At 67.3% G+C, this 13,075-nt stretch carries 11 protein-coding genes and 3 pseudogenes; 7 read left to right on the plus strand and 7 right to left on the minus strand.

Annotated features, from left to right (window positions below; all coding sequences use genetic code 11):
- Nucleotides 1–343: 343 nt before the first annotated feature.
- Nucleotides 344–1,453: a trypsin-like serine peptidase gene (locus ACFXI4_RS39270; protein ID WP_385000847.1), complete on the minus strand. Its 1,110-nt coding sequence runs from the start codon at nucleotides 1,451–1,453 to the stop codon at nucleotides 344–346.
- A 219-nt stretch (nucleotides 1,454–1,672) separates the two neighbouring features.
- On the opposite strand from ACFXI4_RS39270, the gene ACFXI4_RS39275 reads away from it, so the two are divergent.
- A complete protein-coding gene (locus ACFXI4_RS39275) occupies nucleotides 1,673–1,870 on the plus strand; it encodes a helix-turn-helix domain-containing protein (protein WP_385000850.1) in 198 nt (65 codons plus the stop codon).
- 61 nt (nucleotides 1,871–1,931) lie between these two features.
- Here the strand turns inward: ACFXI4_RS39275 and ACFXI4_RS39280 are convergent, their stop codons facing one another.
- Entirely contained in the window at nucleotides 1,932–2,681 is a 750-nt protein-coding gene (locus ACFXI4_RS39280) for a transposase family protein (protein WP_385000853.1), read from the minus strand.
- On the opposite strand from ACFXI4_RS39280, the gene ACFXI4_RS39285 reads away from it, so the two are divergent.
- The 4 genes and pseudogenes from ACFXI4_RS39285 (at nucleotide 2,637) to ACFXI4_RS39300 (ending at nucleotide 5,426) form a co-directional block, all read left to right on the plus strand.
- The gene (locus ACFXI4_RS39285; protein ID WP_385000857.1) at nucleotides 2,637–3,089 is read left to right on the plus strand and encodes a hypothetical protein; all 453 of its coding nucleotides are present in this window, start codon (nucleotides 2,637–2,639) and stop codon (nucleotides 3,087–3,089) included. The two genes, ACFXI4_RS39280 and ACFXI4_RS39285, sit on opposite strands and share 45 nt — an antisense overlap.
- Before the next feature lie 32 nt (nucleotides 3,090–3,121).
- Nucleotides 3,122–3,328 (plus strand): hypothetical protein, encoded by a 207-nt coding sequence (locus ACFXI4_RS39290; protein ID WP_385000860.1) that lies wholly within the window; start codon nucleotides 3,122–3,124, stop codon nucleotides 3,326–3,328.
- Between the two features lie 305 nt (nucleotides 3,329–3,633).
- Nucleotides 3,634–4,341: an alpha/beta hydrolase gene (locus ACFXI4_RS39295; protein WP_385000863.1), complete on the plus strand. Its 708-nt coding sequence runs from the start codon at nucleotides 3,634–3,636 to the stop codon at nucleotides 4,339–4,341.
- A gap of 393 nt (nucleotides 4,342–4,734) precedes the next feature.
- Nucleotides 4,735–5,426: pseudogene (locus tag ACFXI4_RS39300) on the plus strand (transposase family protein).
- 842 nt (nucleotides 5,427–6,268) lie between these two features.
- Here the strand turns inward: ACFXI4_RS39300 and ACFXI4_RS39305 are convergent.
- Together ACFXI4_RS39305 and ACFXI4_RS39310 are read right to left on the minus strand one after the other, a co-directional pair.
- A pseudogene (locus ACFXI4_RS39305) lies at nucleotides 6,269–6,425 on the minus strand (GNAT family N-acetyltransferase); the annotation flags it as partial.
- Between the two features lie 36 nt (nucleotides 6,426–6,461).
- Complete coding sequence (locus ACFXI4_RS39310; RefSeq protein ID WP_385000866.1) at nucleotides 6,462–6,953, minus strand: MarR family winged helix-turn-helix transcriptional regulator; 492 nt, start codon at nucleotides 6,951–6,953, stop codon at nucleotides 6,462–6,464.
- Nucleotides 6,954–7,132: 179 nt separating this feature from the next.
- Between ACFXI4_RS39310 and ACFXI4_RS39315 the strand changes: the two genes are divergently transcribed.
- Nucleotides 7,133–7,987 carry an alpha/beta fold hydrolase gene (locus ACFXI4_RS39315; protein ID WP_385000869.1) on the plus strand — a complete coding sequence of 285 codons (855 nt, stop codon included), beginning with the start codon at nucleotides 7,133–7,135 and terminating at the stop codon, nucleotides 7,985–7,987.
- Nucleotides 7,988–8,128: 141 nt separating this feature from the next.
- On the opposite strand, the pseudogene ACFXI4_RS39320 reads toward ACFXI4_RS39315, so the two are convergent.
- Nucleotides 8,129–9,320: pseudogene (locus ACFXI4_RS39320) on the minus strand (IS110 family transposase).
- Between the two features lie 337 nt (nucleotides 9,321–9,657).
- Here ACFXI4_RS39320 and ACFXI4_RS39325 point away from each other — a divergent pair.
- Nucleotides 9,658–10,422, plus strand: a complete 765-nt coding sequence (locus ACFXI4_RS39325; RefSeq protein ID WP_385000872.1) for a transposase family protein — start codon at nucleotides 9,658–9,660, stop codon at nucleotides 10,420–10,422.
- A 290-nt stretch (nucleotides 10,423–10,712) separates the two neighbouring features.
- Here the strand turns inward: ACFXI4_RS39325 and ACFXI4_RS39330 are convergent, their stop codons facing one another.
- A complete protein-coding gene (locus tag ACFXI4_RS39330; RefSeq protein WP_385000931.1) occupies nucleotides 10,713–10,883 on the minus strand; it encodes a YbdD/YjiX family protein in 171 nt (56 codons plus the stop codon).
- 14 nt (nucleotides 10,884–10,897) lie between these two features.
- Nucleotides 10,898–13,051 (minus strand): carbon starvation CstA family protein, encoded by a 2,154-nt coding sequence (locus ACFXI4_RS39335; RefSeq protein ID WP_385000875.1) that lies wholly within the window; start codon nucleotides 13,049–13,051, stop codon nucleotides 10,898–10,900.
- Between the last annotated feature and the right edge of the window lie 24 nt (nucleotides 13,052–13,075).

The raw sequence follows: 13,075 nt of genomic DNA on the forward strand, positions 1-13,075 counted from the left end.
GAGTGCCGAGCAACAGGACTCACCGCATCAACGAGCGGCCCCTTTCGCTCGTACGTGACTGGCCGCGTTCACGCGTACGGCGACAACAGCCCAAGATCCACTTTCGATACACGGCCTAGATACGTGCATCCGTGAGCTCGTTGTCGCCGCGCTGGCGTGGCGCCCGGCACGCCCCCTCCTGACGCCTTCGGCCATAGAACTCCCCGCAGAGGGCTGCAACTCGCCTGGGAATGTTGCCGTCAGATCCCCGAAGGCTTGTGCCGGTAGCGGGGCTGCGACTCCCGGCCGTTGCCCGACCGTGTTGGGGCGGTGGCTGAGCGTCGGAGAAACGCCTGACGGGGTACTACTGACACCACTGCGCCCAGTCGTAGAGTCTGTGGGCGCTGTCACCGAGGCGCGTGGCGTAGAGCGTGGGGGTCTGCCCGCCCGCGAGTTCCTCGTTGGTGGTGGTGACGCCCACGACGGTGCCGATGCCGGTGCGGGTATCGAAGTGGGCCAGGTGAGGGCCACCGCTCGACCCGGCAGACATGTCGCAGGTCTCACCCCAGAGCAGGGGAACCTTGGGACCGGGATGGCTCGTGCCCGCGCAGTGGATCATGCGGGATCCGACGTATTTGTCCCCGGGGTCGTTGAGTCCGTAGGCCGGGTATCCGAAGGCGTGGACGAACTCGCCCTCGACGGGCTCACCGAACCCGATGTGCTGGCTTCCGGTGACGTCCTCGATCGGGTGCCCTCCGGCATTGGAGTTCGCCACGAGGAGTCCCGCGTCGTAGCCGGCGGCAGCGACATCCGACGACTCCGTGGTGTCCGGATCAGTGTCCCAGCGGGAAGAGGTGGCCATGGTCCTGACGCTGAAGCCGCCGAGCGGTTTCGTTCCGTTGCGATAGCCAGGCACGAAGTAGAAGTTGTGGTTCCAGGTGTCGTCGACGGAAGGCGATCCGACGCCTCTCAGACAGTGTGCTGCGGTGATGACAGTACTGCGATTCACGCTGGTGACGACCGTCGCAGTGCAACTGCCGTCGTAGCCGTCGGAGAAGGTGAAGAACAGGCGGCCGACGTTCTTCTCCACCGCCCCGCCATGTGTCCACACGGCCCCGGAGTCCGGCGTGTTCGCGGGAAGCGGATGCGGGTCGTCGGGCGTGTTGTCGTCCTCGGGCACAGGGGTGATCTCGGGGACCAGCGCGCCTGCAAGCTTCATCCGCTCGGGGGTCCAGTAGCGGTTGACCCGGTCCTGCTCTTGTGCGGTCGTGGCACCGGTGTGGGTGGTGACGGTGTCCTGTCCCGCCGCGCCGCCGCTGGGCGACGGGTTGTGCGGTGCGGCGTTGGCGGCCGCGGTCGGCGTGACCAGTGCGATGACGGCCGCCGACACCGCGACGGTGGCACCGATCGCGTGCCGGAGGGTCCAAAGGGTGCCGTCCTGGTGACCGCGTGGACGGTAGGGAGATGTGCGCATGCGCGGGACAGTAGGCGCGCGATGTCAGGAAGCAGTCAGAAGAGTGTTCAGATGATGTCCGCAGGGCCGGTCGGCGGGGGCTTGACCCACTACCGTGGCTCTGACATGAAAAGTCGGGTGAGTGTGCTGGTCTGGCTGTTGCTGCGATGGGCTCGAAGCGGACGGTGAGGCCGAGGCCACTGGCTTCCTTCGTCATGCGGCACATGCCGGCTCCAGGCCGTGGAGCGTTTCGAGGGCGGGCAGAAGGACGCGGAGATTGCCGCTGTCCTGCGGATCAGCGTGCGGTCGGTCGAGCGGTGGCGTCGGGCCTGGCGCGAGAGTGGAGAAGCGGGAGTCCTGTCGAAGGGGTCGCCGGGAAGACCTAGGGGCTTCAGCCTTGATCGTGGACACCGGTTGTTATGCAGGTGGTCAGCGTAACGAGCTCGTGCACGGTAGGCGCTTAGGCGTCGAGCGGCCCGGTGGGGCTGGGTTTTCACCGCTATCGGGCAGGGATCAGGTCCTCGGCTCGCTGATGGCTGAGTAGGGCGGCAACGGCTTGAACGGTGTCGCTCATGCGTTCGCGGCGGCCGAGGTGGCGGGCCAGGGCCCGCCAGTTCTTCAAATGGGCGATGCCGTGCTCGACCCGGATGCGTCGCGAGGAGTGTGCCTTGCGCTGTCTCTCGTGCATTTCTTCGTACCAGTCCGGGGCGTTCTTCTTGAACTTGCGGTGCGGTGGTGTCACCACCCGGCCGCCGGTCTGAGCCCCGAGGCCCTGGTAGCCGGCATCGGCGAGGATCTCCACTGCCGGGCCGTCGGCCAGGAGGTTGACCAGCCCTAACTGGCGGGCGTGAGTGATGTCCGCGCAGCTTCCGGGGCTGGCCGGGCTGCAGAAGAGCACCCGTCCGTCCCCGGCCGTGAGGACCATGGACTTGACGGCGTTCTGCTTGTTCTTGCCGGAGATGAACTTGTCCCGGTCCTTGCGTCCGGCGGCTGGCCGGCGGGCCCGGATCTCGGTGCCGTCGATGATGCCGTTCATTTTGCTGGCGCCGAGGTGGTCGACAATCTCGGCGAGCGATCTGAGTCGCACGCCGGGGCTGATCGTGCACCCCCGCTCGGCGAGCAGCTGCCGTATCTCGCCGATGGCCCGGGTGATGGTGGAGCGGTCCACGCCGAACCAGCAGGCCAGCACGTCGCGGGTGGTTGCGTGGCGAAGATGGACGTGCGTCGCCAGAAGCCGGGCGACGAACACGAGCCGGTGCTTCGCACCGGCACCGACCGCACGCTTCCGCGGTCGGGACACGAACACGGCCTGGTGCCGGTCGTGCCACAACGGACCTACCTCGGCTACGAGTTCAGCGATCACTGCGGCCGACAAGCCCGTGACCCTCCGGTCGCCGATGACTGCTTCACGCGTCGCGTTCCTGAAATCGAGGATGCCAAGGCCGTAGTGCACGCCGGCGTGGATGGGCTCGCCCACACGGTCCGCGAGCCAGGTCCGGACAAAGAGCCCATCGACATGATCTTGGAACGCGATGTGTTTGTGTTCACATCGATGAGCATCCCGACGGGATTTTCTGGGGAATTCTCATGGCTGGACGACAAGGCACTCGCAGAAACGGTCTCACCGGCCGACCGGGCCGCTGCCCGTACCAATTGAGAGAGTTCTCAACTTCTGTTGACACTGACCGGGTGAGAGCTTACGAAGTCCTGGAAAGCGGGTTGCGCCTGCTGTTCAAAATTGGCGTCCGGACCCTACTGTCAGCCGATACAGGTATAGACGCAGAATTCCCGGGATTTTCCGAGCATCGTGAGCTGGATTCAAATGTCCGGGCAGGTATTCCCGCACTGGCCGCCATTCGCGCCGCCACCCTCCTGCCAGCCGAAGTCTCGGCCTGAGCGACCGCGGTATCATCGTCCCGGGTACGCGCGCAGACCTGCTGGTGCTCGATGCCGACCCACTCGATGACATCGCCAACAGTCGCAGGAGCGCGCAGGTGATCATCGGCGGTTTGCCGATCGATCGTCCGGCACTGCGCTCAGCCTGGAATATAGCTCAGGCTGGAATATATAGGCCCCTGGCTCCGAAGAGGCGGTACGGCAGACCAACAGCCTTCGCCCTCCGAAGCCCACACCCGGCGCACAACGTCGAGCGGTTCATCAACCGAGTGTCCGGTCAGTCGCTCTCCGCAGAAGAGGAATACATGACCAATTCGCCCACTCTCGTTCTGGTACACGGAGCCTGGCACGGCCCATGGTGCTGGAAACAATTGATCGACCACCTGCCTGATGTCGAGGTGAGAGCTGTGGCACTACCCAGCAGTGGACATGACACAGAGACACTGGGGACCCTCTACGAGGATGCGGAAGCACTCTCCGAGGAACTGGCGGCCATCGACGGCCCCACCGTGGTGGTAGGCCATTCCTACGGTGGATGCCCGGTCAGCCAGGCAGCCGGGAAGATGAGCAACGTTCAGCGTGTCATCTACCTCAGCGCCATAATGCATGATGTCGGCGAATCGCTCCTTTCCCTGGTCAACGGGATATATCCGTCCGCCTGGGATGTACACAAACAGCATGTCGACAACGTGGAACGGGACTACTTCGATGTGTCCGATCCGGTGGAGGTCCTGTACGGCGACGTGGATCCGGACCTGGCCCGGGAGTGCTCCGCCCGGCTCGGCCATCAGTCCCTGGCGTCGGTGAGCCAGCCTCTCACCGAGGCGGCGTGGCGCACGGTGCCCAGTACCTACATTATCTGCGAGGAAGACCAAGCCATGCCGGTGCCGTTCCAGGAAGCAATGGCCGGGCGAGCTCAGCGAATCCGACGAATACGTTCGTCGCACTCCCCCTTTCTCAGCAAGCCGGCGGAGTTGGCCCGCGTCATCCGGGACGAGTTCGAGGACCAGTGACCACGCCGCGGCCGTTCCACGTTCGGCCAGATCTTCTTCACCCCTCCGACCGTCGCCTCATCGTCCCGCTCGACGGTGCTGCTCAAACGGCACGTGGCGGGTGGCCGGTGCCGCTTGAGCAGCACCGCAACGCCGGGAATTGAACCTCTCATGGAACCGGCGTCCGATCGGCGACTTGATACGCGACAGAGTCCAGGTCCGGTCCGGCCAGTCGTGCGTCACCGGTCCCCTGTCCGCCGCAGCCTCCAGGACGGCGAAGATTTCATCAATGAGCGCTTGCAGCGTTGACGCTCTGTGCGAGGACGGCGACGGAGAATTACGACAAGCGAGTTCGGCCAGCTGCGGTCCCTGCGGAAGATCCTCCAGGACTTCAGGTTTGCGGTGTGGGTCAGGATGCTCATCGTCACTCGCGAGGGTGACCGGCGGTGCAAACTCCCGCCGCACCAGCGTGCGCTCGCCGCTCTCGTGCACCTGCACCGCCACCACACCCTCTCCCGCATCACGGCAGGCTTCGCCCTATCTGTCGGCACTGCCCACGCCTACGTCACAACTGTCACCAGCCTGCTCACCGACCAGGCTCCGGATCTGCCCAAGACGCCACGCGAGCCTGACCCAGAGTTCGTCCTCCTGCACAGGACACTCACCGAGCGCCACCGCGTCGGCAACAGCCGGACCGACTACACGGCCAAACACCGCCGGCACCACGTGAACGTCCACGCCGGCACCGATCCCGCCGGTGAGGCGCCGTGGATCTCACCTGCACTGCCGGACCGCACCCACGACCTGACCGCCGCCCGCACCCACCACATCATCCGGACCTACGAGCGCCAAGACGCCCCCGCCCTCGCCGACCGCGCCCACCAGGACGCCGACCCCCAGGTCACCACCAGCCTCAAACGCCACCAGGCAGTGAACTCACCCTCACCCAGCGCACCGCCAACCGGCCCCCGGCCACAGCACGAGCACCGGTCGAACACGGCATGGCACGACTGAAGTCATGGCAGATCTTCCACAAACCCCGCATCAGCCCCAACCGCATGACCCTCACCGCCAAAGCCGTTCTCACCCTGAAGCCGCAACGCTGAAAACGCTCAGTTACGCCGGTCTCAACCAACTCCTCATTCCGGTCTTCGACGCCTTCGGCATGCTGGAGCCTGTCGCCTGTCCACCGTGATGCACTGCGAGTCGCGGTTGGTATCGGTGGCGACCCGTACCCGACCGCCTCCTGGTGTCCACGCAAGCCCTGCACCCCCCGAGCGCGAGCGGCCCTGAGACCAGGCAGGCCTCCCGAGCAGCACACGCAACGTGAACGGAGACGCCCGAAGTCTCGTCAACTCCGTTCTCAGGGCGCGGTGTTCAGGCCCCCGCGGTGCCGTCGTTCCGCCGCTGCCGGGGTTTAGTCGGTGTGGGTGAGAGTGAGGGTGGCGTAGACGACGTTGTTCTCCGCGTAGCGGCGGTCGGCGGCGGAGCAGTCGCCGACGCAGGTGAGCAGCCGCAGGCCCGCGTGGTCGAGGTTGCGGTAGACGTCGACGGTGGGGAACTTGTCCTTCGGGTACTACTCGCCCCGGTCCACTGTGAAAGCGGCCGTGCGACCGTCCTTGCGGTCGACGATGGTCGTCTCGACCGGCCTCAGCTCGACGACGTGGTAGAAGGCGGACCGGTCGCCGTTTCAGGTGACGTGCCCGGCGATCTGCGCCGGCCAGCATTTCCGCACGGCAGGCCTGCCGCGAGGACGGACCGTCACAGGCTGGGCACCGCGGACTCGGCTGCTGCGCGGAGCCGACCCCACGTGTGTCTACGGATAGCCGTCGGAGACAGTCCGCGACCGCCTCCTGAGGCGAACCGCTCCGAGATGTCCGGGTGTGGCCGTCGACCTCAGGGACCAGAGCTGCGCCGGTGGTGGGCCGGCCGCCCGCCGTTGGGTGGTGACGCGGTGCAGGCCGATCGAGTGGGGGTGGCGGTGCCGGCGAAGCCGAACTTTTCGTAGAGGAAGGGGGCCGGACCGTGGCGATCAGGGAGACGCAGGCGGTGGCGGGCGCCCGGCGGTCGAGTTCCTCGGTGAGCGCGGCCATGACGCGCTTGCCGCTGTCGGCGCGGGCAGTGGCCCTCTTCTGGGCCGCTTATTCGGCGTGGGTGAGGTTACGGATGAGCTGCGTGAGGACCGCGTTGGCCGTCACGATGTCCTGGCCGGGGAGGTTGAAGGCTTCGTCTAGGGCCGGGGGGATGGCGAGGGCGAGACGGCGGAGGTCGAGGCCGTCCTGGGTCGGGGTGATGTCGACCACCCGCTCGTCCTCGGCGCGGCGTCGGCGTTCGAGAAGTCCTGCCGTCTCCAGGCGCTTGAGCAGGGGCGTGAGCGTGCCGTAGTCGAGGTTGAGAGTGCGGACGAGGTCCTTCACGGTGATCGTGCCGTGCTGCCACAGGACGAGCATGACGAGGTACTGCGGGTAGGTCAGGCCCAGCCGGTCGAGCAGGGGGCGGTACGCCGCGGTGACGGCGCGCGAGGCGCTGTAGAGGGTGAAGCAGAACTGATCCTCCAGGTACAGCGAAGGCTCGTCGCCCGCCGGGCTGTCAGCCGGCGCGGACGGGGCGGGTCCGGTGGTACGGGGCGTCATTGCGGTACGCCTTTCGGGAGTCTCGTGGTCTGACCTGGCGGCCTGCCGAGTGTGAGGGACAAGCACTTCCCTGCCCCCTATTGCACCACACCCGATTAACTTGCACACGAGGGAATCGTGGGCTAGGTTCTGGAATCGGCCCGACCGGGCCGTGAACCCCACCTGACAAGGGATTGATCATGAGCAAGTCGATCGTGCGCCGTTCGCTGCTGGCCACCGCCGCCATGGGGGCCGCCACGGTCCTGGGCGCGGCAGGACTGGCCGCCGCCAACGCGGGTCCGGCGACCGACACGGACACCGCGCAGAACCACAAGCATCAGCAGAAGCCGACGGTGGTGCTGGTACACGGTGCCTTCGCGGAGTCGGCGAGCTGGAACGGGGTCATCGACCGCCTTGAGCGCCACGGCTACCACGTGATCGCTCCGGCGAACCCCCTGCGTGGACTCCACAGCGACGCCGCATACCTCGCCAGCGTCCTGCACAGCGTCAAGGGCCCCGTCGTCCTGGCCGGCCACTCCTACGGCGGCTCGGTCATCAGCGAGGCCGCCGCCGACAACAAGAACGTCAAGGCCCTCGTCTACATCGCCGCATTCACACCCGACCGGGGCGAGAGCGCGAGCGAGCTGTCGGGCAAGTTCCCCGGGAGCACCCTCGGCGCCACCCTGAACAAGGTGCCCTTCCCGCAGCCCGACGGCAGCACCGGCACCGATCTCTACATCCGGCCCGACAAGTTCCGGGGCCAGTTCGCCGCCGACGTCTCCGCCAAGGAAGCCGCCCGCATGGCCGTCACCCAGCGCCCCATCGCGGCGAACGCCCTGGATGAGACCGCGACCGCCACCGCCTGGAAGTCCATCCCTTCCTGGAACCTGATCACCCGCCAGGACAAGAACATCCCCGTGGCCGCACAGCGCTGGATGGCCCACCGCGCCCACTCCCACACCACCGAGATCGACGCCTCGCACGCCGTCACGGTCTCCCAGCCCGGCGCGGTCACCCGCATCATCGAACAGGCCGCGACCACCAACTCCCGCTGACGGAACACTCCGCCCCCTCGCGCTACACACACCACCTACGCCACCGGCCGCCTCATGACCGACCCGAACATCCTCCCGTACCACCCGGTACTCAAAGACCTGATCTTGGACACACGAGACACTGATTCCTAGTGCGGTCTGTCAAGCCGCCTGGGCAGTGGGTGGTACGGCCTCATAGGGCCGTCTGTCTCGTAGGAGGGCCCAGAGGACGTTGACTCGGCGGCGGGCCAGGGCCAGGACGGCCTGGATGTGACGCTTGCCTTCGGCACGCTTGCGTTCGTAAAACCGGCGGGAGTCCTCGCAGTGACGGATGCTGAACAACGCGGAGATGTAGAAGACGCGTTGGAGCCGGTGGTTGTAGCGGCGCGGCCGGCGAGGGTTGCCGCTGATCTTGCCGGAGTCGCGGGACACCGGGGCGACGCCGCCGAAGCCGGCAAGGCGGTCTGCGGTGCCGAAGAGGCTCATGTCGCCGCCGGTCGCGGCCAGGAACTCGGCACCGAGGATGACACCCAGGCCGGGCAGGCTGGTGATCACTTCGAAGTCCCGATGTTCGCGAAACCGGGCTTCGATCGCCTTGTCCACGTCGGCGATCTGCTGGTTGAGGGCCATCACCTCCGTCGCCAGGGTGTGCACGAGCTGGGGCGGTCAGTTTCTCTCCGGGCAGGCTGGTGTACTGGCAGCCAGCGGTTTCGACGGCTGTCTCGGCGAGCCGGTCAGCGCGAAGGACCCTGCGATTGCGCAGCCAGGTTTCCAGCCGCTTGACGCCAATCCGGCGAATGGCGGCTGGGGTCTGGTAGCCGGTCAGCAGCACGAGCGGACCGGTGTTGGTCAGGTCCAGTGCCCGCTCCAGACCAGGGAAAATACCGGTGAGCTGGGCGCGGAGCCGGTCGACGGTGCGGGTTCGGTCGGCGACCAGGTCTGTGCGTCGACCGGTGAGGATCTTGAGGTCGGTGACGGTCTCGTCATTGGCGCGTAAGGGGTGCAGGCCACGGCGGATGCGGACCTGGTCGGCGATGACCGCGGCGTCCTTGGCATCGGTCTTGCCCTCGCCGCGGTAGCTCTCCGAGGCGCGGTGGATGGCCCGGCCGGAGATGTAGTGCACCGGCTGCTCGTGGTTGAACAGGAGCGTGATGGCCAGAGCGGCAGCGCCGTCGGCCAGGTCAATCCCCCAGGTCACCGTCTCGTCCAGGGCCGAGACATCAGCGAGGAGTTCGAGGAGCTCGGGTTCGTCGTTGGCGACGCGGCGCGACAGCAGCCTCTTGCCTCTCCCATCGATGACGACGCAGTGGTGATGGGTCTTGCCTGCGTCGATGCCGGCCCAGATCATGGCCATGTGATGCCTCCGTGCGGTGTGCTGCTGGTGCCTCCCGACGGACGACCTCGCTGTCGATTCCCTACTCAGCGATCATTCGCAATTCCTAATTGGCAGCCGAGTCGTCGTGGGACGCCGGGCGGCCAATCAGTGGAAGCCACAAGCGGCAGAGCCTTTTGAACCACACCCGGCACCCCTGGGTGGGTGAACCATACGAGGGGCTCACCGCGTCCCGCAGAACAACGTAGGGAGCCTTTTCCAACCTGTCGGTGTGGTCCGGCAGTTGGCGTGACAGACGAGTGAAGCCCCTGGTAGACGGGTTCACAATCAAGATCACCCGCTCTGCCAGAGGCTTCACGTGCTTGTCAACCCGCCCGGACTGGACCTGTCCAGCTCACACCTTCGTCTCCTCACTGCCCGGATCCGCGAACGCCGTCGTGCGATCGGCAGCCGGTGGCGTCGCCTGAGCGCGGGCCGACAGGCCCTGCTCACCCTCGCCCACCTGCGCAATGCTCACCCTTACGCCCAGCTCGCTGCCGGGTTCGGCATCGGCACGACCACGGCCTGCCGCTCCATCGTCGAAGCCGTCGACCTCCTCGCAGCCCTGGCACCTACGCTCGAACAAGCCGTCCGCGAGGCGTCGAGAAAGGCGTTCGTTCTGCTCGACGGCACTCTGCTGCCCATCGACCGGATCGCCGCCGACCTGCCGTTCTACTCGGGCGAACACAAGAAGCACGGCCTGAATGTCCAGGTCCTCGCTGACCCGGCCGGCCGCCTGCTGTGGGCTTCACCCGCCCTGGCCGGTGCCATTCACGACATTCGTGCCGCCCGCGAACACGGCATCCTCGGAGCCCTCGCCTCCGCAGACATCCCGCGCTGGGCGGACAAGGGCTACCAGGGCGCCGGACCGGCTGCCCGCGTGCCGTTCCGAGGCCGATGCGAGAACCTGCCCGTAGGCCGGCAGGCCGTGAACCGCTCGCAGGCCAAGATCCGGGCCCTGGTCGAACCCGCCGTCGCCACCCTCAAGAACTGGCGGCTCCTGCGCAAGCTCCGATGCAGCACCACCCGCATCACCAGCCTCGTCCAGGCCGTCCTCACCCTCCACCTCACCTGCTCAAACTGAGGTTGGAAAAGGCTCACTGTGTCACTGTTCAGCTGATCTGTGTCATCGGGCAGCGGTCCGCTGCCGGCACTCCGCGGTGCCCCGGGACCGGGGTCTCTGGGTCCTGGGTCCGGTGTTTTCCCTGGTGGCCACGGAACGGGCCGCAAGCTGGGTCTGCCTGGGTCCTGGGTCCGCGCCCTCGTACGAGCCGGTTCGTCCGGAGTGGTCCCCAGGGCCTGGAGTGGCCGATACCGTGGGAGCAGACGCCAGTTCTGCCCCTGGAGCCCTCCTGCCGGCGGGCAGGCCCCCGGTCAGCAGCAGCGGCCCTGCGGATGGGCCTCCCGATGCAGCGTGCGCAACACCTGGTATTCGCGGCGGGTCGGAAGCGGCGCGAGCGGGTGGTGGCGCCGGTGGCGCTCGCAGTAGCGGTCGTACTCGGCCTCCCCGGTCAGCTCGCGCAGGTACCAGCCGACCGCCCGCATCCACCGTCTGGCGTTCACGACCGGACCTCCACCAGCGGCTCGCTGATCGGCTCGGGCACGTCGATGCGGGACTCGACGTACGGCGCCTCGGTGGTCACCGATGTGCCGGGCGACCGTACGGCCCCTACGCACACCACCGCGGCATTCGCGATCACGACGGCGACCAGCAGCAGGAACAGCGAGATCAGCACGCCGTCGACGGTGGAGTTGGTGACCACGGTGTGCATGTCGTCGAGGGTCTTGGCGGGCGGGAGCACCTGCCCCGCGTCGAGGGCGTCGGCGTACTTGGCGCGCTGGGCGAAGAAGCCGACCTTGGGGTCGCCGGAGAACATCTTCTGCCAGCCCGCGGTGAAGGTGATGGCGGTGACGAAGGCGAGCGGGACGCCGGTGACCCAGGCCCAGCGCAGCTGGCCGGACTTGATCAGGACAGTCGTGCAGACCGCGAGGGCCACGGCGGCCAGGAGCTGGTTGGCGATGCCGAAGAGCGGGAAGAGCTGGTTGATTCCGCCGAGCGGGTCGGTGGTGCCGGAGTAGAGGAAGTAGCCCCAGGCCGCGACGACCAGGCCGCTGCACAGCCAGATCCCCGGCTTCCAGTTGACCCGGCCGATCGGCTTCCACACGTTGCCGAGCATGTCCTGGAGCATGAAGCGTCCGACCCGGGTGCCCGCGTCGACCGTGGTCAGGATGAACAATGCCTCGAACATGATCGCGAAGTGGTACCAGAAGGCCTTCATCGCGGTGCCGCCGAAGACGCCGGAAAAGATCTCCGACATGCCGACCGCGAGGGTCGGGGCACCGCCGGAGCGGGCGATCAGGGTCTGCTCCTCCACCGCGCTCGCCGCGTGGGTGAGCTGGTCAGGAGTGACGGTGAAGCCGAGACCGGCCACGGCGTGGGACGCGGACTCGGCCGTCGTGCCGAGGAGTCCGGCGGGTGCGTTCATCGCGTAGTACAGGCCCGGCTCCAGGGCTGCGGCGGCGATCAGCGCCATCACCGCGACGAACGACTCCATCAGCATGGCGCCGTAGCCGATCATCCGGACCTGGGACTCCTTCTGGATCAGCTTCGGCGTCGTGCCGGAGGAGACCAGGGCGTGGAAGCCGGACAGGGCGCCGCAGGCGATGGTGATGAACAGGAAGGGGAAGAGGGAGCCGGCGAAGACCGGGCCCGTGCCCGAGGTGGCGAATTTACTGACGGCGTCCGCGTGCAGGACCGGAGCGGCCACGACGACGCCGATCGCGAGCAGCGCGATGGTGCCGACCTTCATGAAGGTGGAGAGGTAGTCGCGCGGGGCCAGGAGCATCCACACCGGGAGCACGGAGGCGACGAAGCCGTAGCCGATGAGGCAGAAGACGAGGCTGGTCGGGCTGAGGGTGAAGGCGGATGCGAGCGAGGAGCCCTGGACCCAGCTGCCGCCGATGATCGCCAGCAGGAGCAGCGCCACGCCGATGACGCTGGTCTCGACGACCCGGCCCGGCCGGATCCGGTGCATCCACAAGCCCATAAACAGGGCGATAGGGATGGTCATCGCGACGGAGAAGGTACCCCACGGGGAGTGTGCGAGGGCGTTGACGACGACCAGGGCCAGCACGCCGAGCAGAATGATCATGATCGCGAACACCGCGATCAGGGCCGCGGCGCCGCCCGCCCGGCCGAGTTCCTCCCTTGCCATCTGCCCGAGCGACTTGCCGTCCCTCCGCATGGACAGGAACAGGACGACCATGTCCTGCACCGCTCCCGCGAAGATCACCCCGGCGACGATCCAGAGGGTGCCCGGCAGATATCCCATCTGGGCCGCGAGGACCGGCCCCACCAGCGGTCCGGCTCCGGCGATGGCTGCGAAGTGGTGCCCCAGCAGCACCCGGCGGTCCGTGGGATGGAAGTCGACGCCGTCCTCCAGGCGCTCGGCAGGAGTCGCCCGGCGGTCATCCGGCTTGAGCACCCGGCGGACGATGAAGCGGGAGTAGAAGCGGTAGGCGATGGCGTACGAGCCCAGGGCGGCGACGACCAGCCAGACCGCGGAGATCCTCTCGCCGCGGGCGAGGGCGAGGACGCCCCAGGCGACGGCGCCGAGCAGAGCGACGGTGGCCCAGAGCAGGATCGATCGTGGGGATATAAGCGACTTTTCGGGCACTTGAGGATCGGCTTCGGGCAGGGTTGTTGCGGGCATGGCGGCTCCTCACCGGAAACGGTG

Source organism: Streptomyces sp. NPDC059224 (genome assembly GCF_042754285.1).
Taxonomy (GTDB): domain Bacteria; phylum Actinomycetota; class Actinomycetes; order Streptomycetales; family Streptomycetaceae; genus Streptomyces.

Excerpts from the sequence above, each read along its gene's own strand:
- ACFXI4_RS39295 (WP_385000863.1), top strand. The coding sequence starts at position 3,634 with ATGACCAATTCGCCCACTCTCGTTCTGGTACACGGAGCCTGGCACGGC.
- ACFXI4_RS39310 (WP_385000866.1), bottom strand. The coding sequence starts at position 6,953 with ATGACGCCCCGTACCACCGGACCCGCCCCGTCCGCGCCGGCTGACAGC.
- ACFXI4_RS39330 (WP_385000931.1), bottom strand. The coding sequence starts at position 10,883 with ATGCGGGCGGTCGGCTGGTACCTGCGCGAGCTGACCGGGGAGGCCGAG.
- ACFXI4_RS39315 (WP_385000869.1), top strand. The coding sequence starts at position 7,133 with ATGAGCAAGTCGATCGTGCGCCGTTCGCTGCTGGCCACCGCCGCCATG.
- ACFXI4_RS39270 (WP_385000847.1), bottom strand. The coding sequence starts at position 1,453 with ATGCGCACATCTCCCTACCGTCCACGCGGTCACCAGGACGGCACCCTT.
- ACFXI4_RS39335 (WP_385000875.1), bottom strand. The coding sequence starts at position 13,051 with ATGCCCGCAACAACCCTGCCCGAAGCCGATCCTCAAGTGCCCGAAAAG.